The 24,820-nt window shown below is 45.9% G+C and carries 16 protein-coding genes; 15 read left to right on the top strand and 1 reads right to left on the bottom strand.

Annotation, left to right across the window (positions count from 1 at the left end):
• Positions 1-226: 226 nt before the first annotated feature.
• From BLQ13_RS06095 to BLQ13_RS06085, 3 genes are all read left to right on the top strand, one after another.
• Complete coding sequence (locus BLQ13_RS06095; protein ID WP_167375652.1) at positions 227-1,852, top strand: ABC transporter substrate-binding protein; 1,626 nt, start codon at positions 227-229, stop codon at positions 1,850-1,852.
• 68 nt (positions 1,853-1,920) lie between these two features.
• A complete protein-coding gene (locus BLQ13_RS06090; protein ID WP_090917109.1) occupies positions 1,921-2,736 on the top strand; it encodes a carbon-nitrogen family hydrolase in 816 nt (271 codons plus the stop codon).
• An 89-nt stretch (positions 2,737-2,825) separates the two neighbouring features.
• On the top strand, positions 2,826-3,008 hold the full coding sequence (locus BLQ13_RS06085) for a hypothetical protein (RefSeq protein WP_090917106.1): 183 nt from the start codon (positions 2,826-2,828) through the stop codon (positions 3,006-3,008).
• A gap of 385 nt (positions 3,009-3,393) precedes the next feature.
• Here the strand turns inward: BLQ13_RS06085 and BLQ13_RS06080 are convergent, their stop codons facing one another.
• Complete coding sequence (locus BLQ13_RS06080; RefSeq protein ID WP_090917104.1) at positions 3,394-4,314, bottom strand: LysR family transcriptional regulator; 921 nt, start codon at positions 4,312-4,314, stop codon at positions 3,394-3,396.
• A 369-nt stretch (positions 4,315-4,683) separates the two neighbouring features.
• Between BLQ13_RS06080 and leuC the strand changes: the two genes are divergently transcribed.
• The 12 genes from leuC to BLQ13_RS06020 all read left to right on the top strand — a co-directional run bounded on the left by leuC (position 4,684) and on the right by BLQ13_RS06020 (position 24,728).
• Complete coding sequence (gene leuC, locus BLQ13_RS06075) at positions 4,684-6,105, top strand: 3-isopropylmalate dehydratase large subunit (protein WP_090917102.1); 1,422 nt, start codon at positions 4,684-4,686, stop codon at positions 6,103-6,105.
• A 31-nt stretch (positions 6,106-6,136) separates the two neighbouring features.
• Entirely contained in the window at positions 6,137-6,739 is a 603-nt protein-coding gene (gene leuD, locus BLQ13_RS06070) for a 3-isopropylmalate dehydratase small subunit (RefSeq protein ID WP_090917100.1), read from the top strand.
• Between the two features lie 234 nt (positions 6,740-6,973).
• On the top strand, positions 6,974-8,380 hold the full coding sequence (locus tag BLQ13_RS06065) for an N-acetylmuramoyl-L-alanine amidase family protein (RefSeq protein WP_090917098.1): 1,407 nt from the start codon (positions 6,974-6,976) through the stop codon (positions 8,378-8,380).
• A 259-nt stretch (positions 8,381-8,639) separates the two neighbouring features.
• A complete protein-coding gene (locus BLQ13_RS06060) occupies positions 8,640-10,049 on the top strand; it encodes an N-acetylmuramoyl-L-alanine amidase family protein (RefSeq protein WP_090917096.1) in 1,410 nt (469 codons plus the stop codon).
• Between the two features lie 34 nt (positions 10,050-10,083).
• The gene (locus BLQ13_RS06055; RefSeq protein WP_090917094.1) at positions 10,084-10,779 is read left to right on the top strand and encodes a GerMN domain-containing protein; all 696 of its coding nucleotides are present in this window, start codon (positions 10,084-10,086) and stop codon (positions 10,777-10,779) included.
• Positions 10,780-10,850: 71 nt separating this feature from the next.
• Positions 10,851-13,589, top strand: coding sequence for an S-layer homology domain-containing protein (locus BLQ13_RS06050; protein WP_090917092.1), 2,739 nt, complete (start codon positions 10,851-10,853; stop codon positions 13,587-13,589).
• A gap of 163 nt (positions 13,590-13,752) precedes the next feature.
• Positions 13,753-14,451, top strand: coding sequence for an endonuclease III (gene nth, locus BLQ13_RS06045; protein WP_090917090.1), 699 nt, complete (start codon positions 13,753-13,755; stop codon positions 14,449-14,451).
• Between the two features lie 20 nt (positions 14,452-14,471).
• Positions 14,472-14,744 carry an NAD/NADP transhydrogenase alpha subunit gene (locus BLQ13_RS06040; protein ID WP_090917088.1) on the top strand — a complete coding sequence of 91 codons (273 nt, stop codon included), beginning with the start codon at positions 14,472-14,474 and terminating at the stop codon, positions 14,742-14,744.
• 439 nt (positions 14,745-15,183) lie between these two features.
• Positions 15,184-18,810, top strand: a complete 3,627-nt coding sequence (locus tag BLQ13_RS06035; protein WP_090917328.1) for a dynamin family protein — start codon at positions 15,184-15,186, stop codon at positions 18,808-18,810.
• Positions 18,811-19,199: 389 nt separating this feature from the next.
• Positions 19,200-20,972 (top strand): ABC transporter ATP-binding protein, encoded by a 1,773-nt coding sequence (locus BLQ13_RS06030; protein WP_090917085.1) that lies wholly within the window; start codon positions 19,200-19,202, stop codon positions 20,970-20,972.
• Positions 20,969-22,819 carry an ABC transporter ATP-binding protein gene (locus tag BLQ13_RS06025; RefSeq protein WP_090917082.1) on the top strand — a complete coding sequence of 617 codons (1,851 nt, stop codon included), beginning with the start codon at positions 20,969-20,971 and terminating at the stop codon, positions 22,817-22,819. Before BLQ13_RS06030 ends, BLQ13_RS06025 begins: the two co-directional genes overlap by 4 nt.
• Before the next feature lie 253 nt (positions 22,820-23,072).
• A complete protein-coding gene (locus tag BLQ13_RS06020; protein WP_167375651.1) occupies positions 23,073-24,728 on the top strand; it encodes an AraC family transcriptional regulator in 1,656 nt (551 codons plus the stop codon).
• Positions 24,729-24,820: the final 92 nt, after the last annotated feature.

Genomic DNA, 24,820 nt, shown 5'->3' with positions numbered 1-24,820 from the left:
AATCGAAACACCACCAAATTAAATCTTAAAACTTCAGGAACTCCATTGTAGATTTCAAATAAAATACCCAAAAGCGATCAACTTTGGTTGAGCGCTTTTTTGATACGAATTATCTGTAAGGAGCTCATTACAAAATGATCTAGATATAAGATTAGTACTAGACTATAATGACTCCATAGAGTTTCGAATGATAATAATTCTCAACAGTGCTAGGAGATAAATGAACATGAAAACGTTGGATGTGAATCAAGATAAATTATTTTTTTCGACATTCATGTTTCGGCTGGAGCATCTGGAGCGACGCATTGAACGATCTAATCAAATCATGCTGGAGGTGCAGTGTGATAAACATATATTTTTAATCTGTGAAGAAGGAGAAGGGCACTTGTACATCGGTCAGGAATACTGGCCTTTTAATGCGGGTTGTATCTATCCGATTTCTCCGGGCGAGGCATACCAGCTGGAACACAGGAATTCAAACCATTTGACTTATACGGTTATGGCATATGATGCTTTTCAGCTTTTGTCCGGCCATCTCAAGTGGTATTCACCGCCTTTATTTCAGCAACGCGCTCAGTTCAACGATGCTACATATGAGTCTGTGAGCAGAGTGTTAGTCGAATTGTTTGCATCCCGAAATTATAAAAATGATGCGGAGTATTGCAATCTAAATGTGGGGTTTCAGCGATGGATGGAACGGATCATAACTCGTTATACCACAAAAGGTACGGATACAAATTCGGAGTCCAGGTTAACCCGGACTATTCAGTATATTGATGAGTGTTACAGAGATGAAATCACGGTCCATAAGCTTGCGAATATGGCTGATGTTCATCCTAAACTATACACGACAATGTTCAGGCAACGTACTGGTCAGAAACCGCTTGATTACATCAATCATGTTCGAATTCAGCATGCCAAAGATTGGGTACGCAAGACAGATGAGCCTTTACGTGATATCGCGAGCCGTGTCGGATTCAAAGATGAATATTATTTTAACAGACGTTTTCGCCAGATTACCGGACTATCTCCTCGTCAGTATGACAGATCTATTCAACAGCAGACCTTGGTTCAGGATTGGTTAGGACACGATGTAAGTATTCCCGCTAATCCAGAGCGAGTGATCTATTATGGAGATACTGCGGGAGATTTGCGAGTATTAGATATCCATTTAATTGAGGATGAGGAGTATAATGCAGGCACTCCGATCAATGTTGAAAAGACGATTCGTTTGAAGCCGGATCTGATCATTATAGATAGTGAAGATGAGCATCAGTATGAGCAATTAACGCGCATTGCGCCTACGCTGGCTTACAATTCGCATGCGCCTCTTCATGAACGTTTGACGAGAGTAGGGGACTGGTTTGGCAGGCAGAAACAAGCCAAGCGATGGCTGAGTTCGTATGAAGAACGTACATTGCAGATGTGGGAGAAGATTAGCAAAATAATTCATCTGGGAGAAACAGCCTCAGTACTCACATACCATCGGGGAGCTCGCTTGTTTGTGATGGGAAATATCGGACTTGCGCCATTACTATATCACCCATTTGGTTTCAGGCCTGTTCATAAGGTGCAGGAAGCTCTTGCAGCAGGCAGAGCATACAAAGAGATTTCGGCTGATGCGGTTCAAGAATATGCTGGAGATTATCTGTTCCTCATGCTACCTCAGGAGCCAGATGCACGGCAGGCGACAGAGAAACTGATACAGAGTCCAGAGTGGAGAGCTCTTACGGCTGTAAGACAAGGGCGTGTGTATCCTTTGGAGGAACTGGCCTGGAATTCAGGTGATGCACAGATATGTGACCAGTTGCTGGAGAGGTTACCTGAACTGTTAGGTAGTCATCTGAGTTAATACGGTTGCGAATTTTCTAGGGATCAAGCTATGATATCAAGTATTACAGTTCGGAGGAGTGTTGGGTCATGACTGAACAAGGGGAAATGCGGGTTGTTTTGATTCAAGGGGATATTAAACTGGGAGATCCGGAAGCTAACCATCAACATATGCAGAGGTTGCTTGAACGCGCAGTGGAGCAATATCCGGATGCAAAGCTGGCCGTGCTTCCCGAAATGTGGAACACCGGATATGCTTTGCCGCAAATTCATGAGCTTGCTGACCCGGAAGGGAAGACGTCAAGAGAATGGCTGTCTGCTTTTGCGAAAAAACATCAAATCTCCATCGTAGGCGGTTCGATTGCCGAGAAGCGTGACGGACAGATCTACAATACGATGTATGCCTATAATGAGGAAGGAACAGAAGTATCACGGTATGATAAACTTCATTTGTTTCGTCTAATGGATGAAGAAAAATACTTGGAGCCGGGTGCACAGCCTGAAATGTTTGAACTCGGCAACGGTCTGACGGCGGGGGCATCGATCTGTTATGATATTCGGTTTCCAGAATTAGCTCGAACCCTCGCTCTGAATGGTGCACGTGCATTAATTGTGCCTGCTGAATGGCCTAATCCTCGTCTGCATCACTGGCGCACATTATTGACTGCTCGGGCTATCGAGAACCAGATGTATGTTATTGCGTGTAACCGCGTCGGCAAAGGGGGAGACACTGAATTTTTTGGACACTCCTTGATCATCGACCCTTGGGGAGAGATTGTAGCTGAAGGCGGTGAAGGCGAAGAGATTGTATCTGGAGTCATCCGTCCTGGTTTGGTTGACGAAGTTCGCGGACGTATCCCGGTGTTTGAGGATCGCAGACCAAGCATTTATTTTAGCGGGAAATAGTTTTTCTCTAAAAAAATGGCATATGCTGTTTATCGCTCCAGGAGGCGGGTAATAATAACTATCCCGTCACCAAGGAGGATGATCAATCAATGGACAACCATGTGAAAGATACGCTCAGGAGACTGGAACAAGGCAACAGAAGGGTAGATCACTTAAGAGCATTCTTAGAGAATGGGACAGGAGGCTTGTCACCCCCTGAGAATTCGCAGGAAGAAGGACGCGCCATGGATCAACAGAACAGGCTGACAAGTGATCGTAATCTGCGAAGGTAAAGGATAGAATCATGCTTGCGCAGAATAACTGAAGGTTACGTATTAAGATGATGTGAGACATGCTAGATAAGCTATGATATATATGCAATTATTTGAGACAAGAAAAGTTAAGTGGTATGACAGTGACAGTGAAATGAAGGTTGATGCGTGAATAGCGAGTGCTTACTTGCCATAATTTTATGTATTAACAAGCAACATTGTGCTGTAACAAAAGATGCTACATTGTTTGTGGGTCAGTTGTTTAGCTGGTCTGTAAACGAAAAAAGCTGTCCCGTAGTCATTAGACTATGTGGACGGCTTTTTTGGTAAGAGCTTATAAGTGTTCTCGTCAACTTGTGATTACACTATGCAAATCATAAATCCACGAACTTGTTACAGCATCGGTTTAATCTGTTTTGGAAAGCTCGGCAACGGTTTGCCGAAAAGTCTGTATAAAAGCTTCGGCTGCCTTGGATAGGACGCGCCCTTGACGATAAGCGACGACAAGCGTACGACTTGGCGTTGGATCGGCAAGTGGGACATATACAGGCACGAACTCACTGCGGGGTGCACGGGCGATAAAACGGGGAACCAGAGTGATGCCCATGCCTGTTGCCACCAGAGATTGCAATGTTTCAATGTTGGTGCTCTCAAAAACCACCTGCGGGTCAAAACCGGCCTGTTCGCAGAGATCAAACGTCAGCTTGCGGAAGCCCTGTCCTTTTTTTAATACAACAAAGGGTTCATCCCGAAGCTCATCAATCCGCACAGGCTGCAGATGGCCCGGGGTTCCTCGATGAGCCAAAGGGTGGTTCGGCGGTACAGCCAAATCTATACGTTCCTCGCCAATCTTGACATAAGACAAACTGGACTCCTGCAAAGGTAGAGAGAGCAGGCTGAGGTCAGCTTTGCCGCTGGCTGTTAACTTTTCGAGTGTAATCCCGGAATCTTCTAACAAAGTTACTTCGATGTCGGGGTACGCTTGTTGAAAGGCTGGGAGCACATGCGGAAGCAGATGAGAACCGGTAATCGGCATACTGCCTACAACAACCTTTCCTTTGCGAAGCTGCGAGATATCCGACATTTCCTGACGCAACAGCTCCATGGCATCCACAATCTTTTGGGCCTGTTCAACAAAAGTAACTCCCGCGTGTGTCAGCTCAACAGTGCTGGTATTCCGTTGAAAAAGCAATACGCCAAGTTCCTTCTCAAGTTTGGACAGTTGCTGACTGAGTGAAGGCTGGGCAATATGTAATTTTTCTGCGGCTCGTGAGAAGTTCCGTTCAGCAGCAATCTGTAGTGTATATTGAAGTTGTCTGAATTCCATAATGATACGTCATTCCTTTCATCGATGTCGTTATTATAACATTAATGAGCACGGGTTCGTTATTCTTATCAGGGAAGCATGGCCCGGACAAGAATTCGAAAAGAGAAATTAAAGCATTGACAGGGCCGAGACATGCACGTAGTATAAGTTATACATGATAATGATAATTGTTATCAATTAAAACCTCTGTATTCTACAGTGGTTTATTACTGTTTGTCTTATTATAGGTTAAACCTATCACATCTATAGATATTATATCTTGGAACAATGAAGGACGGGGTGATATATTTAGGTCATTCAAGAGCTTCACTTTTAGACAAAGATGCACGAAGCTCTTCCAAGGACCGAACTTATGATGAGGTGAAAATGATGAGTAAAAAAACGATGTTTGAGAAAATTTGGGAAAACCACGTAATTCATCAGGAAGAAGGAAAACCAAGCATTCTGTATATCGACCTGCACCTGGTGCACGAAGTAACATCTCCGCAAGCATTTGAAGGACTTCGTCTGAGCGGTCGAAAAGTTCGCCGTCCAGAGCTGACATTTGCAACAATGGATCACAACGTGCCAACGAAGGATCGTTTCAACATTACAGATCCGATCTCCAAACAGCAAATTGACACACTGTCTCAGAACTGCCGTGATTTCGGCGTGAAGTTGTACGATCTGGACACGATTGACCAAGGTGTAGTACACGTTATGGGACCTGAGCTGGGCCTGACTCATCCAGGTAAAACGATTGTATGCGGCGACAGCCACACATCTACTCACGGGGCATTTGGTGCACTTGCATTTGGTATCGGAACAAGTGAAGTGGAACACGTTATGGCAACACAATGTTTGCAGCAAGCAAAAGCAAAAACGATGGAAGTTCGTTTTGTCGGCAAACGTAACCCGGGTGTTACGGCGAAAGACATGATCCTTGCGGTCATTGCCAAGTACGGCACAGACTTTGCAACAGGTTATGTTATCGAGTATACAGGGGAATCCATCCGTGAACTGAGCATGGAAGAGCGTATGACGGTATGTAACATGTCCATTGAAGGTGGAGCAAGAGCAGGACTGATCGCTCCGGATGAAACAACGTTTGAATATCTGCGTGGACGCGAGTATGTTCCTACAGGTGCTAAGTTTGATGAAGCTGTTGCAGCATGGAAAGAGCTTGTGACGGATGAAGGTGCTGAGTTTGACCATGTCGTTGAAATTGATGTGGAATCACTGATCCCACAAGTAACCTGGGGTACTAGCCCAGGCATGGGAACCGATATTTCTTCCAAAGTTCCTGTACCAGCAGAACTGCCTACAGAAAATGAGCGTAAAGCGGCTGAAAAAGCGCTTGAATATATGGGACTTACACCTGGAACACCGATTGCAGAGATTCCGATTGATTATGTATTTATCGGTTCTTGTACGAATGGACGGATTGAAGATCTGCGTGCAGCGGCAAAAGTGGCCAAAGGTCACACCGTTTCCAGTAATGTAACTGCTATTGTTGTACCAGGCTCCGGACGTGTTAAAATCCAGGCGGAAGAAGAAGGTTTGGACAAAATTTTCACTGAAGCTGGTTTTGAATGGCGTGACGCAGGCTGCAGTATGTGCCTCGCGATGAATCCGGACGTACTGAAGCCGGGACAACGTTGTGCATCTACTTCCAACCGTAACTTTGAAGGACGTCAAGGACGCGGAGGACGTACGCATCTGGTGTCACCAGCAATGGCGGCAGCGGCAGCGGTTAAAGGACATTTTGTAGACGTACGTGACTGGAATTTCAAAACAGAAGCAGCGATCTAAGCGATAATCGCCAGAAGGGAGAACGGAACATATGGAAGCATTTCAAACACTGCAAGGCATCGTGGCACCGGTAGACCGGGTCAATGTAGATACAGACGCAATTATCCCGAAACAATTTTTGAAGCGGATTGAACGCACCGGATTTGGACAGTTTTTGTTCTACGAATGGCGTTTTGATGAAGAGGGAAACAACAATCCTTCCTTCGAAATGAACAAGCCTCGTTATGAAGGAGCATCAATTCTAATTTCTCGTGCTAATTTTGGTTGCGGGTCTTCCCGTGAGCATGCACCATGGGCAATTATGGATTATGGATTCCGTTGTGTCATTGCACCATCTTTTGCGGATATCTTCTATAACAACTGTTTCAAAAACGGAATTTTGCCGATTAAACTGTCCGAAGAGCAGGTAGAAGACTTGTTTCAGCGTACAGCAAAGCATGAAAATTATGAGATGAATGTGAATCTGGAAAACAAAACGATTACAGACGCACACGGATTGCATATCGATTTTGATCTGGACGAACACCGTCGTCAATTCCTGTTGCAAGGACTGGATGACATCGGTCTGACACTTCAACATGATGATGCGATTACTGCCTATGAAGAGCGCCATGCGGCTAAACTTTTTGGCTAAATAAAGTGATTAAACACCAAGCCTCCATCTGGACAAGGAATGTTCACGTTCCTTTGTTCAAGATGGAGGCTTCTTTGCTTTGTTATTTTCCGACTAAATATGACAACGTTGTAACCGGATCACTAGACATTATCTGATAGACTGGATAGTAGATTATGGAAGGGTACATAGCGTAATACTGGTAGTGAATCAGGCCTCAAATCTACATATCTTAACTAGAATGGTGGATGACGAATGAAGAAATGGTCGGCAGCAGTCATTTTTTTTCTGTTCCTTTGTCTTTTCCCAGTGATGGCTCATGCAGACCGTGCGCCTTCGATCGTGCTTGATGGAGTCACCATTGACCAAAAAGTAGGAGCACCCGCAGAGAATATTGGGAAAACGGTCATGGTTCCGATTCGGATTGTATCCGAAAACCTGGGTTATGACGTGAAATGGGAACAGGCAACGCAAACGGTGCACGTTCAGCGAGGCAATAGCTCCATCGAGATGACGGCTGGCAAAGATGCAGCTACGATTAATGGAAATGTCGTCAATCTGGATGCACCTCCCTTGATTAAACAGGGTACAACACTAGTACCTTTGCGTTTTGTAGGTGAGGGCATGGGACTACAGGTAGGATGGGACAATGGTACTAAAACGGTTAGCCTGTTTAGTATTCCACCTGTAGTAGATACGGAGCCTGACAGTGATCCGGTGGTGACTCCTGCCCCGGTTGGTTTGACGGAACTGCAAAGCATAAGTTACAGCGGAGACCGTTTAATCGTTGCGACAAATGGAAACATCAGCCCTAAAGTGTCTAGTATTAGCGGGCCTGAGCGGATTATTGTAGATCTGCCGAATACCACCTTTTCACAGACATTTGTACAGGGACAGGCTTCGAATCCGGACGGAAGTGGGCAAATCGATGTTATGGACTCATCTCTTGTTTCTAAAGTCCGATTTGCCATGTTCAGCCAGTCGCCATCGACGGTGCGAGTGGTTTTGGATCTAAATCAAAGTACAACAGCAAACTGGTCACTTGGAGAGAATAACGTGTTGCTCGTTGATCTCTCAGCTGCGAATGGAACATCGGGTAGTCAGCCAGCCTTACCGGAGAATAACGGTAAAACAGTGATTGTTATTGACCCTGGACATGGTGGACGTCAGTCTGGCGCAGTCAGTGTATCAGGTGCTTACGAAAAAGATTTTAATCTAGCGGTAGGACTTAAAGTGAAGGCGCTTCTGGAACAGCATGACAACATTCAGACCGTGATTACACGTCAGGATGATACAGAACTTTCCTTGCAACAACGTGTGGATATAGCGAAGCTGAACCAGGCGAATCTGTTTGTGTCCATTCATGGAAACAAATTCACAACTCCGGTTCCAAACGGGATAGAAACATTGTACACACGAAAAGAAAGTAAAAGTTTAGCGGAAATCCTTCACAAGCACGTATTACCTGTTACAGGACTTAAAGATCGCGGTGTAAAAGTGGCGAGTCTGCACGTGACTCGGGAAACATCGATGCCGGCTGTACTCCTTGAATTGGGTTTTTTGAGCAATCCAACCGATGAAGCTCTGATGCTTACAGAGTCATATCAGGATCAGTGTGCTCAAGCGATTGTCGACGGAATTTTAGATTATTTGAGTTTGTAGAATGGGATTTTTCGTAAATATGCAGAGTAGGGAAGACCGTTGTTTCAAGATGCATAATTGATAAATTAGGAAAAAATAAGACATTAAAATGTAAAAAAAGCTTGATTTGACAACGTTTTTTTTCTGTTATGTTGGAATATATTCGCAACTTTTGAGATTGGGAGACGTCTAATAGGTGTCTGGTAATGCCCAAGTGCGCAGTGAAAGTTGCAAGCCTACAACATGCGGCAAAAAAATATGAGATTGGTAGGGGTGAAGGATGAAGAAGTTCGGTTTTTTGGTACTGTTATTTGTCTTTGGGCTCGTTTTCCCGGGCTATAGTCATGCAGCAGCAGACACGAAAATTATCCTAGACGGGAATGAGATCGTACAGCCTTCGGATGCGAAAGCGGATAACATCAATGGTAAGGTGATGGTTCCGATTCGTACGGTTTCCGAAAGTTTGGGATACTCTGTCGATTGGAAACAACAGTCGCAAACGGTGACGATTAGCAAAGACAACACTGCCATGCAGATGATTGTTGGACAGAAGACGGCAACAGTGAACGGCAGTAACGTAGACCTGGATGCCCCGCCCCTCGTAAAAAATGGTACGACTTTAGTACCACTCCGTTTCATCGGAGAGCAAATGGGTCTTAAGGTGGGTTGGAACAACACCACGAAGACGGTAACATTAGTTACCCAGAATGCAGGTTCCGGAAACGGGACAACCACTCCCCCGAACTCTGGTAACGATGGCGGAGGATCGAGTCAGGAAGGTCTTGTACAAGTGAACGGTATTAGCTTTAGCGACAACCGTTTCATGATTGCTACAAGTGGAAGCACAAAGCCGAACGTATTTACGATGAACGGCCCGGATCGAATTGTAATTGATCTGCCAAATACGGCTTTTGCGGATTCGTTTAGTCAAGGTCAGGCGCTGGATAGCAATCAAAATGGTCAACTCGTTGTTAACGGTTATCCAGATGTGTCTCAAATTCGTTATTCCTTATATAGCAACAGTCCTTCTACCATTCGGTTTGTTATTGATCTGACAGGTGCCAAAGGGTACAGTGTGCAGAACGATTCAGGATTGCTCATCATTGATCTAAACAATCAAGGTAGCACACCTGCTCCGCCCGTTGGTGGGAATGGCAAGAAAGTTGTAGTCATCGATGCGGGGCACGGAGATCAAGACCCTGGAGCGATTGGTGTTACAGGCAAAAGAGAAAAAGATTTCAATCTTGCCATGGCATTAAAAGTGGAGGCACTTCTGAAAAAAGAGCCTCAGATCGATGTCGTATTAACACGTAGTGATGATACATTTCTCGCACTGAAAGAACGTGTGAAGGTTGCACAGAACATAAATGCAGATATCTTCATCTCCATTCATGCGAATAGCGGCCCTGTCGCGGCAACGGGGGTAGAAACTTTTTATTCCCGCTCGGTTAGTAAGGAACTGGCTAATATTATGCACAAGTATCTCGTGAAGTCTTCCGGTTTAAAAGACCGGGGAGTAAAAATGGCCAGTCTCCACGTAACCCGTGAAACAACGATGCCTGCGGTGCTGTTAGAGGGAGGATTCCTTAGCAACAAGAGTGATGAAGCTGTATTGTTTACGGAAAATTTCCAGAACAATGTAGCCAAAGGTATTGTTGCTGGGATCAAGGAGTATTTGGGAATTCAATAAGGGACAACCCTTATGCTGAGGAGGATGAGTTAGAATGAACAAAAAAATATGGATCGCAGCTTTGCTGGTAACGGTCATGGCCGTAGCTGCTGGATGTGGTAGTAAACCGACAGCTGCTCCAAACCAGACACAAGGTGCGGGATCAGAGACACAAACAGGGAACGGCGCTACAGAAGTGGACGGTCAGGTCATTACCGACCCTACGACAGCTGGTTCCGAGGATAACACAACACCATCTAACTCAGCGAACGGAAGCTCGGAGGGAACAACGTCTTCTGGTGGAGCTTCTTCTGGTGAAGTATCTACGGACAAACCTTCAACATCCGACAGCAAGGAGAAGAAGTCTATCGAAGTGTTTTATACCGATCCGGAGGAGCTGGAACTTCACAAAGCGACAGCCGAAATTACGTTTGCATCGGAAGATGACAAATATAAAGAGGCTTTTGCTTCTTTGCAGCAAAGCAAAGATGAGAAGCTCGTTCCGCTATGGTCCAAAGATATTGAGCTGAAATCAGTTCAATTCAAGGATGGAGCACTGACACTGGATATTCATATGCCGGATACGGCACGTCTTGGTGCTGGTGGTGAATCGTTTGCCATCGATGCGTTGAAACAAACGTTCTTCCAGTTCGATGAGGTAAAATCACTTGATCTGCTGGTAGATGGTAAATCAACTGAAAGTTTGATGGGACATGTGGATCTTGAACATCCAATGACAAGATCCAATTAAGTTTTGCTTCAAGTGCGTTACCGTAGACTCACGGATTGAGGTCGTTTTTATATGAGAGAGGGGAATCATAGGTGACTTTTAAATATAACCATCCATCACACTCTAAAAAAGTAGTATCAGCCGTGCTTGCAGGCATGATGGCCCTTAGCGCGGGTGGAGCTGCTATGGCAGCAGACACAACAGAAACGGGACAGGGCCAAAATACGGCAGTACAAAGTACGGCTGCACCAACAGGTTTGTTTAGTGATATCAAGGCTGGATACTGGGCTGAGAAACATGTATACAAGCTGGCGTATCAAGGTATTCTTCTCGGCAATAACGGCCTGTTTCGTCCAGGGGACGCGGTAACGCAACAAGAAGCGATAACGATGGCCATCCGTTTTATGAATATGGAATCGCAGTTGAACACGAGCACGGCTGCGGCATTACCGACAAATATGCAAGTAGGAAACTACTTTAAGCCATATGTTGCGCTTGCACTTCAATTGGGACTCGTGGATAAAACGGAAGAAGCATCATCTGATGTCTCCAAAACAACATGGGGACAAAAGCCGGCAACTCGTGAATGGATTACTAAACTATTAATCCGCTCGTTGAACAAAGATGCTGAAGCGAAAGCACAGAATAATCAGTCCACTGGATTTGCTGACAACGCAAATATTTCAGACAGTGCGAAAGGGTATGTAAATCTGGCTGTTAGTTTGGATCTGGCCAAAGGTTTGGAAAACAACAAGTTCAATCCGACAGGCTCTGTAACTCGTGCTCAGCTTGCGACATTTTTTAGTCGTGGTGAATCGTTGACGGATACGAAGTATCCGAATACTTCTACGGGTTATGTTACCGGATTGAAAGACGGGCAGATCACGCTACTAGTTGACGGCAAAACGGTTAACTATGCAGTGAACAGCAATACCCCGTACTTTACCAAAGATAGTGAAACACGAGCATCTGCATCGGATGTGAAACTATATACGAAAGTTCTTATCGTTGGTTCGGCAGGTGCAGCTTCCTATGTGGAGGTTGTTGATGCCAAGCAACAAATGGAGAGCGTAGAAGGTACGTTTGCGCGTGCATTGTCCGGGAACAAAATCGGTCTCTTTGTAGGCGAAAACTATGAAACATATACTTATGATGAGAATACTGCATTCATGGATCAGAACGGAAAAGCAATTAAATTGTCTGATATTACAGTGGACAGCATCATTGAAGTACAGCGCGAGACGTTCTCTGCTGACAAAAAAACAGTGGTCATCCGGGTTAAATCCGGTATCGTTAACAAGAGTGACAGCGGTGTAGTTGCGGAAGTGGTTACTTCCGGAAAAACGATCAAGCTCGTGAATGCTGCGGGGGCAACAGAGCAGTATACGTATACAGATAATCTAATTATTCGTTATCAAAACCGCATTTTGTCTTTGGCTGATTTGAAGGCAGGCAGCACTGTGAAATACACTGTCAAAGACAGTGTTCTGCAGACAATTGAGCTGAATCAGGGCGTAGAACAATCCGTTCGTGGAACATTAGTTGAGATCGGCGGCAACCAATCCACATTGACGTATAAACGTGATGGAGGTTCACTTGAAGCAAAATTGCTGAGCGAGAAACCGGAAGTGATTATTAATGGTATTCAAGATGCAACGCTGAATGACCTGATTACAGATGCGAACAATGGTGACAAGGTTGAATTAACATTAAACAGTGATGACCAGGTAACTCGCATTCAGGTGATTGGCCGGCAAATGGAGCCTCTGAACGGGGCTACAGTTGTATCCTATAACAGTAAGACCAAAGTGCTTACTGTACTGGATGCAAATAAAAAACCTTATGTATTCACACTGGATGAGAAAACAAAAATGGACTATAACACAGTCAAACCGACACTGGCAGGTCTGGAGTCCTTGCTCAACGACGGACGCAAACTGGATCTGACTTATGTGGGAACTCGTGCATTGTCTGTGAAGATAATTTACAAATACGAAGGCACAATTAGTAATATTGATACAACAAACCGAAAAATCAGCTTGTTATCTGGCAACCAGACGATTACAGTTCCTTATACGACAGCACCAGCGGTTGAAATGTATAACAAATCAACGGCTAGTCTGTCTGATTTGAAGGTAGGGGATAATGTTGCGGTTACCCTTGGAACAAATCAGGATGTAGCGCAGAAGATTGCATTGAAAACAGTTGCTCAATTCGAAGTGGTCTCCATGGAATCCAACGGTCGTGTTCGGGTAAAATCAGATCTGCTTACAAGTCAGTTTTATGTGGATCAAGCGGTATTGACTGGCGAAAGTGGTCAATCCATTACACCTTCCCAGTTGACTGCAGGCAATTTGATTAATGTAACGTTTGAAGGAGTTACACCGAAGGCTGTTCAAGTGGTTAAACGTACGCTGGCTGAGGTTACTGCAGTGGATGCAACTTCGGTTACATTGAAACAGTTTAATGGTGCGACAGATAAAGTATCTGTGAGTGGACCTGTTAAAGTTGTTAAAGCCGGTTCGACATTAACATCTTTGACTAACCTCACGGTTGGCGACCGTGTGGAAATGACTAAAGATACAGATAATTCCACGCGTTTCAGAGTGCTTACTGTCATGAGTAAACAGTTCTGGTCTTATGATGGAGTGGGTAACCAGATTTTGGTTAAACGCGAAACAACATCAGACATGAACTACCGTTTTGCACTGGGATCTAATGTATTTGTTCACCAGGGTGACAATACTTTAAGCGTGCAATCTCTCAGAGATAATGATAATATTGTATTGTATCTCCTGAACAACGTTGTGATGGAGATTCAAAAACAGTAATCGTTTCTTTTTCGAGGATCAAAAGAATGACCGTCTTGATACGGGATCTTTCCCGCATCAAGACGTTTTTTTTGCAAGCTTTTTGGATCCCCGCCAAGCTACTTGGCTGAAGCTTGAAGTAAGGCTATACAGTGTGGAGCAGACTTGTGGGAGGTAGCCCTTCATGAATGCAGCGACGGTAAGACATATACTCGAAACCATGGAAGCCATGTTTCCTGATGCACATTGCGAGTTAAATCACAGCAATGCATTTGAACTAACGGTAGCGGTCCTTTTATCTGCGCAGTGCACAGACGAAACGGTGAACAAGGTCACTGCAGATTTGTTTCAAAAGTACAAAAGCCCGGCCGATTATCTAATGGTTCCTCTTGAAGAGCTGGAGCAGGATATTCGCCGAATTGGATTGTACCGAAACAAGGCCAAGCATATCCAGAACATGTGCCGAATTTTAATAGAGCAGTATGGCGGCGATGTACCGCAGGAACATGATCAGCTTGTCACCCTGCCAGGTGTCGGACGTAAAACCGCGAATGTTGTCGTTTCAAATGCGTTTGGAGTACCGGCGATCGCTGTAGATACTCATGTTGAACGTGTGTCGAAGAGACTGGGGCTCGCGGGTTGGGATGACTCCGTACTTGAAGTCGAGAAGAAACTGATGAAGCGCGTACCTCGGGATGAGTGGACAATAACTCATCACCGGTTTATATTTTTTGGACGCTACCATTGCAAGGCTCAAACTCCCCAATGCCATATCTGTCCGCTCTTAGACATATGCAGGGAAGGGAAGAAACGTATGAAAACGTCCCAGATCAGGAAAGATAAGGAACGTGTCACCACCCGAAAACGAAAATTAAATTCATAAGTAGAAAAGGATGAATAACGATGAAATGCATTTCCGTGTACACTGACAATTTTGAAGCCTTCTCCGATATTTTTGAACAAATCGTTGAACAGGAAATGGCGGAGAATGAAGAAAAAGAAGTTGAAGGCATTACTGTGAGTCACTCTGGTGACGTGCCTGAGCATTATCTGGAGCGTATGTCTACAAAGCCTGAGGTTGTTGTAATGAGAGACAAAGGCCGTGGCATTACCATTTTGCAACATGGTCAAGTTTTTGAAATCCTGTTGCCTACAATGGAAAACGCAGTATCTTAAGTTTTTGTTACCCTATGATCAGGAACCTGGTTGCATTGACATTGCCGAGAAGCGATCGTTAATGTAGCTGCTAGACATGTCATGCAGCCAGTTACTTGATGATAAACATCCCTAATTAATGTGGGAGTTAAAAGTATAACCTGTATAAAACCGACATGTCGGTTTTATTTTTTTATAGATACATAGTAACGGATTAACGTACCAAACAAACGTAAACGTGGAAATTAGCGTGATGAGTTGGTTCGAAAGAATTTTTTGACATCATCGGGCGTGGCAAATCATCTCAAATTGAACTTATATTGATCTGGAATCCATCTACATGCAGATTCAAGTGAAATCGTTCAAATTCAAACATGATGATGTTAAACTATATGAAGATAAATCAGAGATTGACGTCGAAACGGATGTCAAATTAGAGGAGCCAGGAGGAAGGCCAGTCATGTCCAGAACAGATTACCCAGCAGAAATGGCCACACCTTTGTTACCGCTACGTGAAGCAATGAAGCAGTCAGGGGACCATACCGCTGTAGAGGCACTAACGGATTTAATCAGCAAGGCTGAAACGAAACATCTGACGATTGCGTTCTGTGGACATTTCTCGGCAGGCAAGTCGAGTTTGATCAACAGCTTGTGTGGCAAGCGAGTACTGCCATCAAGTCCGGTGCCAACCAGTGCCAATGTCGTCGCAATACGCAACGGCAAGCCGAGAGCACTTATTTATACTTCACCGAACGTAAGCGCTGACAATAAAGCAGGAACATTGGAAGTTTCACCAGAGGAGCTGGAGACGTATTGTAAAAATGGAGGGGCGTACAGTTCCATAGAAGTATGGGATCATATTCCGCTACTACAGGACGATGCTGTATTGCTGGACACGCCAGGTGTGGATTCGACGGATCGCGGACATAGCCTGGCTACGCATTCGGCACTACATCTGGCTGATGTTGTGTTCTATGTGATGGATTACAATCATGTTCAGTCGGAGACAAATCTTTCTTTTGCCAAAAGTTTGTCCGACTGGGGGAAGCCACTATTTTTGATTGTGAATCAGATCGACAAACATCGGGAACGGGAGCTTTCATTTGATCAATATGTGGATGGGGTAGAGGCGATTTTTGCCGCATGGGAAGTCCGTTATGACGGTCTGTTATTCACTTCCTTGCGTGACCAGCAGCATCGATATAATCAGTGGGGTCAATTACCGGAACTGATTACTGAGCTGATGACCAAGAAAGAAGAGCTGATCTCTCACAGTTTAGCCAGTTCAGCCAGTCATATCACGGAGCAACATCTGAGACGGGAAGCCGGGAAGAGAGAAGATGAAGAAACTGCACTGCTTGAACAAGTAGGAGGACAAGAAGGTATCGAACGTTTGGAGCGTGAGATTGCTCTACTGGATGAACAAGTCGCAGAGCTTCGAGCCAAACCGTCGCAAGTCCGTGAGAAATTCAGGGCAGAGGTGGATTCTTTGCTTGCTAACGCAAACCTGACCCCAGCGGATATCCGAACTTCGGCTGGTCATTATTTGGAGAGCCGCAAGCCGGGATTCCGGGTAGGTCTGCTCTTTTCAGGAGGCAAAACGGAACAGGAGAAACAGCGCCGGGCTTCGGAACTGGTGAGACTGCTTCAGGATCAGACTTCCAGTCAAGTGGAGGTTCATATTCGGACGATGCTCAGACAGCTAGGGGAAGCTTATCAGGTCTGGGATGCCGCGTGGGAGCAGGTACTTAACACAGAATTGCCTGTAATTAATGAAGAATTGCTTGAACTGAAACGAAGTGCGAGTGCAGAACTATCGCCTGAGTATGTCATGCAATTCAGCAAAGATGTCCGGGGCGAGATTGAGGCCCGGTACCGTAAGTCGGCCATGCTGCTGGCCGACCGCATCCTGGAAGCGCTGGCTGCGCAGGGCGAAGCCGCGCTCCAGGCGCTGGACGCCAGCCGCGCAGCGCTGCTGGCGCAATCCGCGGCGGCGGCGCGCTACACGGCGCTCCAGCGCGCCGCCGCCGAAGAGGCAGCAGGGCTGCGCAGCCTGCTGCCTCCTGCGGGCCCCCTCCCCTCCGGGCTATTGCCGGAGGTGAAGGGCCCGCACGTGCCCGCGCCTGTGGCGGCGCAGCCACAGACGGAGGCTCCTGCGCCGCCGCGCGCAGCAGCGGCGCAGGGCGCACCGGCGGCGGCTGGCGCGGAACGCCGCCGGCGCCTGGACGCAGCAGCGGCACGGCTGGAAGCCGCTGCTGCGCTGGTGGAGCCGTACCCCGCCATGGGGTCGGCGGTACGGGATTTGCGTGCACGCGCGGCTTCGCTTGCGGGTGGCACGTTCACGCTTGCGCTGTTCGGTGCGTTCAGCGCGGGCAAATCCTCCTTCGCCAACGCATTGCTGGGCGAAGCGGTCCTCCCGGTATCGCCGCATCCAACGACAGCGGCGATCAACCGTATTATGGCTCCGGCCGGTGGCATGGAGCATGGTACTGCCCGGGTCCGCATGAAGACCCGGGAGGCCTTCCAGGAGGACCTTGCCTATTCCTTCCGTCTGCTTGGTCTTGGAGAGCCGGGCACGGAATGGCAAAAGCGGGTGCAATCACTCACGCCTCAGGATGTACACCCAGCAGGGCGTCCGCATTACAGCTTCTTACAGGCTGCTGCGGCTGGCTGGGAGGAAACAGCGGATCAACTTGGGCAAGATGTGCTGGTGGACTTGAACGGATATCGCCATTTTGTAGCCAATGAGAAGAAATCCTGTTTTGTAGATTCCATTGATCTGTATTACAGCTGTGACGTGACTGAACAAGGAATAGTGCTTGTGGATACACCTGGAGCAGATTCAGTCAATGCCCGGCATACAGGCGTAACGTTTAATTATATGAAAAATGCAGATGCCTTGATTTTTGTAACTTATTATAATCACGCCTTCTCCCAGGGAGATCGGCAGTTCCTGAATCAACTTGGGCGAGTGAAAGATAGCTCCGCGATGGATCAGATGTTCTTTGTCGTCAATGCGAGTGATTTATCTTCCTCGGAAGAAGAATTGGAACAGGTGCTCGATCATGTAGGAACAGAACTGCGGAAAAACGGGATTCGTTCACCACGTCTTTTCCCGGTATCCAGCATGCTTGCGATGGAAGGTAAAATGGATGGAAACGTTGATCGATTGCAACAATCGGGCTTTATGCGTTTCGAAGAAGAGTTTAATCAATTTGCAGGCAAGGAACTGGCTGATCTCGCAGTTGGTGGAGCCTCCGAAGAGCTGGCGCGTGTCATTCAGCGGTTAAAGCAACGTGCAGAGGATGCGGCACAGGGGGAAGAAACACTGCGTCAGCGGCGAGATGAACTGGGAACGATCTCGGAGCAGTCACGCTTGCGGATTGAGCGATTAGCGCAGCGATCAATGAAGGATGAACTGTCACAGGAAACGAATGAATTGCTTTTCCATGTCAGACAGCGTTTAGCCTTCCGACTGGGTCAGTTTATGGCAGAAGCGTTTCATCCATCCGTATTACGTGAAGATCAGGGCAACTTGAAAACGGCGTTCGCAGCTTGCGGCCGGGAGCTGTTGCGTATGATCGGCATTGAGCTTGAACAGGAATTACTCGCCACAACACTTCGATTGGAGCAGACTGGTCATGCTTGGGTTGGCAAGCAAGTAACTGAATGTATTAATGAAGTGAAGCAGCTGACAGGCGGTATCGACTTGTCCTTAACCTTGGATGAAAAGTGGAGTACTCCTGTGCTGGATGAAATCCGGCTAGAAGAACCGTCGGGCTGGAAAAACTACTGGAGTTACTTCCGGAATCCGAAGCAGTTCTTTGAAGGAGAAGGGCGTCAGCGCCTTCAGGAGGCACTTGAGCCGGTGCTCAAACAGATGATGATTGAAGTGCTCCCGACCTCAGAACAGAAGCTGGTGCAATTTTATGATACACAGGTTCATCAATCGGTACAGCATCACTCTCGTCAGCTCACCGAAAGGCTGGAAGAAGCCGTTACGGGCATACAGGATACCCTTGCAAGTGGAATCCAGGCTGAGCAATGGGTGGCCTTGTCTGAACAGCTTGAACAAATGCAGGAATAGATGGTCATGGGGGTTGCATCACCGTGTGAAACTTCTGATAAGTGATACGCTATATTGCCACAAGGTTGGTTGATCACATCTGCAAATATTTTGGAAACGTTTGTAAAATAATTGATTTCTTCCATAACCCAATGAAAATGTTGCAAAAAAGCGTCAAAAAAGGCTCCCGCCGCAAAGGCATATAGGGAGCCTTTTTTTGGCATGAACAACCTGAAATATAGAGAATATTCAAACATTTGATTGAAAGTCGGCTATTGGCATCCGTTAATGCGATAATTAGCTGAAAGTCGCCTGAATATGGTCTATTATTCGCTTTGCCGCGAATGAGGGACGGTGATAAACTTCATAAATGTTCATATCATTTCAAGCAACATTAGAGGAGGAGACACATGGATGTTCTCAGGCAACTGCAAACCTATTTTTGGGAGAAGCGAACGTATTTATTGGTATCGATCTTGTTTCTCGCCTTAGCGACCGCACTTGGATTAGTCTATCCGAACCTGCTTCGAATTTTGATCGATGACGTTATTGTGCCACGTAATTTTGAAGACGTTCCCATGCTTGCCCTGACGGTGTTAGGTGTTGTTATTTTGAAAGCAGGCATGCAATTTTTACACGGTTTCTTTGGCGGACGTCTAGGCAATTATTTGGCGTATCGTTTACGTAATGCCTGTTATGAAAAACTTCAATTTTTATCCTTCCGTTATTATGATACGGCCAAAACAGGTGATCTGATGTCCCGCCTCACGGGAGATTTGGAGGCCATCCGTAACTTTATCGGATTTGGTTTCGCCCAGATTCTTAACATGGTTCTAATGGTCGTATTCGGCGCAATAATGATGATGACGATGAGCTGGAAGTTAACGCTGCTGACACTCGTCTGCATCCCTCTGCTTGCCTTCGTTGCGCTTCGATTCGAATCCAGAATTCATCCGGCCTTTCAGGAAATGCGATTGGCATTAAGCTCGCTGACTACAGCGGTGCAAGAAAACATTACAGGTGTAAGAACGGTTAAATCGTTTGCACGTGAGCCTTATGAAGTGGAGAAGTTCTCCACACGAAATGAACGCTACAAAACGAATCAGATCCATGCCGCCACGTTGTGGAGCCGCTATTTTCCGATTATGGAGATTCTGGCATCGGTGAGTGTTGTACTACTGCTTGTGATCGGTGGCAGAATGGTAATCCAGCAAACCCTGACCTTGGGTCAACTTGTTGCCTTCTTCAGTTTGATCTGGTACATAATTGGTCCAATGTGGGGCCTCGGCTTTCACATTAACAACTACACTCAGTCCAAAGCTTCAGGTGAACGGGTGCTTGAGTTGCTGAACACCCCTGTGGATGTGCAAGAGACCGAAGACCCGGTTATTGTGGAGACAGATCAGGTGAAAGGTCATGTGACCTTTGAATCGGTAACGTTTGCTTATGGTAACAAAATGCCTGCTGTAACCGATATTAATTTTGATGCTCCGCCTGGTTCTGTAATCGGTTTCCTCGGAGGAACAGGATCAGGGAAATCTACGATTATCCAGCTTTTGATGCGTGCCTATAACGTGAACTCCGGTTCGATCAAACTCGATGGCAGAAACATTAAAGATATGGGCATTCGTAGCTTGCGAAGTCAGATTGCTTCCGTGTTCCAGGAGACGTTCCTGTTCTCCTCTAGCATACGTAACAACATCTCCTACGGGTTGAAAAATGTGACGATGGAAGAGATTATCCGCGCCGCCAAGCTGGCGAAGGCTCATGACTTTATCATGGAGTTTCCCGAAGGATATGATACGGTCGTCGGTGAACGCGGTATGGGACTCTCCGGAGGACAGAAGCAGCGGATTGCTATTGCGCGGGCTTTGCTGAAAAATCCGAAGATTCTTGTCCTTGATGATGCCACAAGTGCCGTTGACATGGAAACCGAACATGAGATTCAGTCGGGCTTTCAAGAGGTTATGCGCGGCAGAACGACATTTATCATTGCCCATCGGATCTCTTCGCTGCGACATGCAGATGAGATTCTGGTGCTGGACGAAGGACGCGTGGTACAACGCGGCAAACATACGGAGTTAATTCAAGTACCTGGACCTTACCAGGATGTCTATAACATTCAATATGCAGACTACATTGCCCGCGGGAAGCGGGAGGCTGGGGAGCAGGTGAACTCATGAGTGCCGAAACAATAACAGACAGGCGAGAGGTTAAGGAAACCTCGAATAAAAAAATGAATGAACGATTTGTCTATCAGGATGATGAAGTGATCGAAAAACCGTTTAACTGGCAAGAGTTTGCACGATTGTTTGCTTACATGAAACCGTATGCGAGGCAGCTCCTGCCGTTTGTGATTCTAATGATGATTCTTGGAACGGTTACGAAATTAGCCGTACCTTTTCTAATCAGTCTTGCAATCGATAGAGCTATTGCACCGCAGACCGGAGTACCTAGCATGACACTGCTGTATATTATCGCAGGTTCAATCTTGCTACTGTATCTCATCCAGTGGGCAGCTAACACATACCGTATTAAACTGACGAATATTATTGGGCAACGGGTGATTTACGATCTTCGCTCAGACTTGTTCAAACATATTCAGAAGCTGTCCTTTAACTTTTTTGATAAAAGACCCGCAGGTTCCGTGCTTGTACGTGTAACGAATGACATCAATTCTTTACAGGATCTGTTCACGAATGGTGCGGTTAACGTCATGATCGACTGCGTGCAGCTGCTTGGTATCATCGTCATTCTCCTGTTGATTAACTGGAAACTCGGTCTGGCTGTGATTATTACGGTGCCGATTATGTTCATTATATCTACGAAATTACGGGTGCTGATTCGCCGGGCGTGGCAGGATGTGCGTATGAAGAACTCTCGGATTAACTCTCACCTGAATGAATCCATTCAAGGAATCCGGGTTACGCAGGCGTACACTCAAGAAAAAGAAAATATGAAATACTTCGACAACATGAATATGTCCAGCAAAAAGTCGTGGGACAAAGCATCAGCAATGAACCAGGGATTTGGTCCTTTGATTGAAATTACAGGTGGTTTCGGGACGTTAATTCTGTTCTGGTACGGCGCACATCTCATTCAAAATGAAATGTTGACCGTGGGTTTGCTCGTGGCTTTTGCCAACTATGTCGGCAACTTCTGGGACCCGATTAACCGTTTGGGACAGATGTACAATCAGTTGCTGGTTGCCATGGCATCTTCTGAACGAATTTTCGAGTTTATGGATGAAGAGCCGAATATCGCTGACAAACCAGGTGCCAAGCCGCTTCCTTCTATTAAAGGGGATATCGTATTCGACAATGTCGTATTTGAGTACGAAAAGGGAAGACAGGCGCTGAAAGGCATTAGCTTCAAGGCGGCGGCAGGGCAATCCATCGCACTTGTCGGTCATACAGGCTCGGGTAAAAGTACAATCATCAATCTGATTAGCCGTTTCTATGACATCACGGGCGGCCGCCTGACCATCGATGGACATGACGTGCGTGATGTGACGGTGGAAAGCCTGCGTAGTCAGATCAGCATTGTGCTGCAGGATACATTTATTTTCTCAGGTACCATTCGGGACAATATTCGTTTTGGACGGCTGGATGCGACGAACGAAGAGGTGGAAGAAGCGGCGAAGGCCGTTAACGCGCACGAGTTTATCATGAAGCTTCCGGGTGGATATGATACCGAAGTGGAAGAGAGAGGTAATGTGTTGTCGATGGGACAACGGCAATTGTTATCTTTTGCCCGGGCGTTGCTCGCTGATCCGCGCATCTTGATTCTGGATGAAGCTACAGCCAGCATTGACACGGAAACGGAGTTGAAAATTCAGGAAGCCCTCAAAGTATTACTTCAGGGGCGAACGTCCTTTATGGTGGCTCACCGCCTCTCCACCATTCGTAATGCCGATCATATTATTGTGCTGGATCATGGGGAGATCAAGGAAGAGGGCAACCATGAACAGCTTATCCAGAAACAAGGAGTTTACAACGGTCTGATTGAAGCACAGTATCGGTTTTTGTAATAAACATAGCGAGTAACGCAGGTTTACAGACACTTCAGCTTATTTTGTTTGGGTGACCCTTTCATCGGACGGTCCTGATGAGAACACTGAGACAAGGCTGAAGTGTTTTTTTGAATATAATCATTGGGCATTCCTGGATCAACTTGAGTGCAAGATGAATCGTTTTTATTGTTCAAAAATGAATAACGAAATTATGTTATATTTTAAATAATTGAAGGAAGCACAATAGAGATATGTGGAGGAAAATATGCAGATGAAAGCCACTGATGAGGCTAATTTATATACATCTTTTGATCAGCTGGATCTGCTGCATTTCAAGTTGGTTGAATTGGAGTCAGCAGTTACAAGTCATTCTGAATCAAACTGGCGTCTCGGAAAACACTTTCTGGATCGTTATCTGTTACTGTTTATTACTGATGGTGAAGGATGGCTTACGGTGGACGGTCAATTTATTGAACTCAGGAGCGGAGCAGTATATATAGGTCTGCCTGGACAACTGATTGAAGCAGAGCTTAGGGGGAAAGAAGCAGGAGGACTCTATCAGATCAGATTTAACGTTTTTTTAGGCGAACAGTCAAATTCAAACGTGGTATCCGCTCTAGGTATGATGAAGCAAGTGTGTACGCAGACGAATGGTCGTGTGATTCAATGTAGCTCACCGGTTGCCGTGAGTTTGTTATGTCAGGAAATCGAGCAGCTGATCCGTGGGGAAGACAGGCTGCAGCATTTTTTAGGTCAGATTCGTTTTCAGGAGCTACTGTATAAGATTTTTAATGATATGGTTTATGTACAGTCCCACCAACCAGCATTGCCTATTGAACAAGTTAGACATTATATCGAACAGCAGTATATGAAGAAAATAACGATTCAGGATTTGGCTGAGGTTGCACGAATGAGTTCTCGTCATTTCATGCGGTTGTTTAAGAAAATGTATGGCTGTAGCGCAATGGATTATTTGACAATATACCGGATCAAACAGGCTCAGATCATGATGAGGAATGATCATAGTCCAAGGCTAAAGGAAATTGCAGCTTGCGTAGGGTTTCAAGACGAGATGTACTTCCGCCGAAAATTCAAGCAAATTACAGGTCTCCCGCCAGCAGCTTTTATACAAAATAGCAAGCAACGTATTGCTGCGGTTCACTCGCTTGGCATTGGAACATTACTGGCTCTCCAGATTATTCCTGCCGCTGCTCAAGCGAGTCATCCCTGGACAGCGTATTACAGACGAAAATACCAAACAGATAAGGTAATACCTCTGATCGATAATGAGCATAGCTGTTTGCAGCAATTAGAAGCGATTCGTCCTGATTATATTGTCGCTGTTCGTGAGGAAATGTCTGAGAGTATGATGCAGCGTTTAAGTTCAATTGCACCTGTTTGTGTGTTAACTCAGTCGGAAGGAGATTGGCGGGATCATCTGAGAACGGTAGCTGAATTTATGAATCGGCTTGAGGCGGCTGAGGTGTGGCTCGAAAGATATGAACAAAAGGCTGACGTGATTAGATCACAACTATCGAAGCAGGTGCGTCAAGATCGGTTAATCGTGCTTCGTGTGCATGGTACGGAAATACAGGTTATGAATCCGCAAACCATCGCTTCGGTGTTTTATAACGACATGCAGTTAATGGCGCCAGAGGGTATGGAGTATATTTGGCACAAGCCGCATTTTAATATCAGTGATCTAGCGGAATTAACCATAGATAGGGCATTGCTTATTGTGAGTGAAGACGAGGAATCAAGACAGACGTGGGCAAAAATTCAACAATCAGAGGTATGGATGGCGACAAAAGCGGCTCAAAATGACTGCATCGATATGTTGATCCCTAGTGTTCTGCTGGATTATACGGCCTTTACCCATGAATTGATGTTGGATGAGGTGCTAAAGTTGTGGCGACATCGTCCATAAGATAAAGTCAGAATCGTCAATATCTTGGAACGCCGTTATTTAATATACTACTCCTATGTCTAATTGATAATGATAATTATTATTGATTGGTG

It is taken from the genome of Paenibacillus polysaccharolyticus (genome assembly GCF_900102085.1).
Taxonomy (GTDB): domain Bacteria; phylum Bacillota; class Bacilli; order Paenibacillales; family Paenibacillaceae; genus Paenibacillus; species Paenibacillus polysaccharolyticus.
The sequence above is the reverse complement of the archived record's forward strand: the minus strand, read 5'-3'. Positions and strand labels throughout refer to the sequence as shown.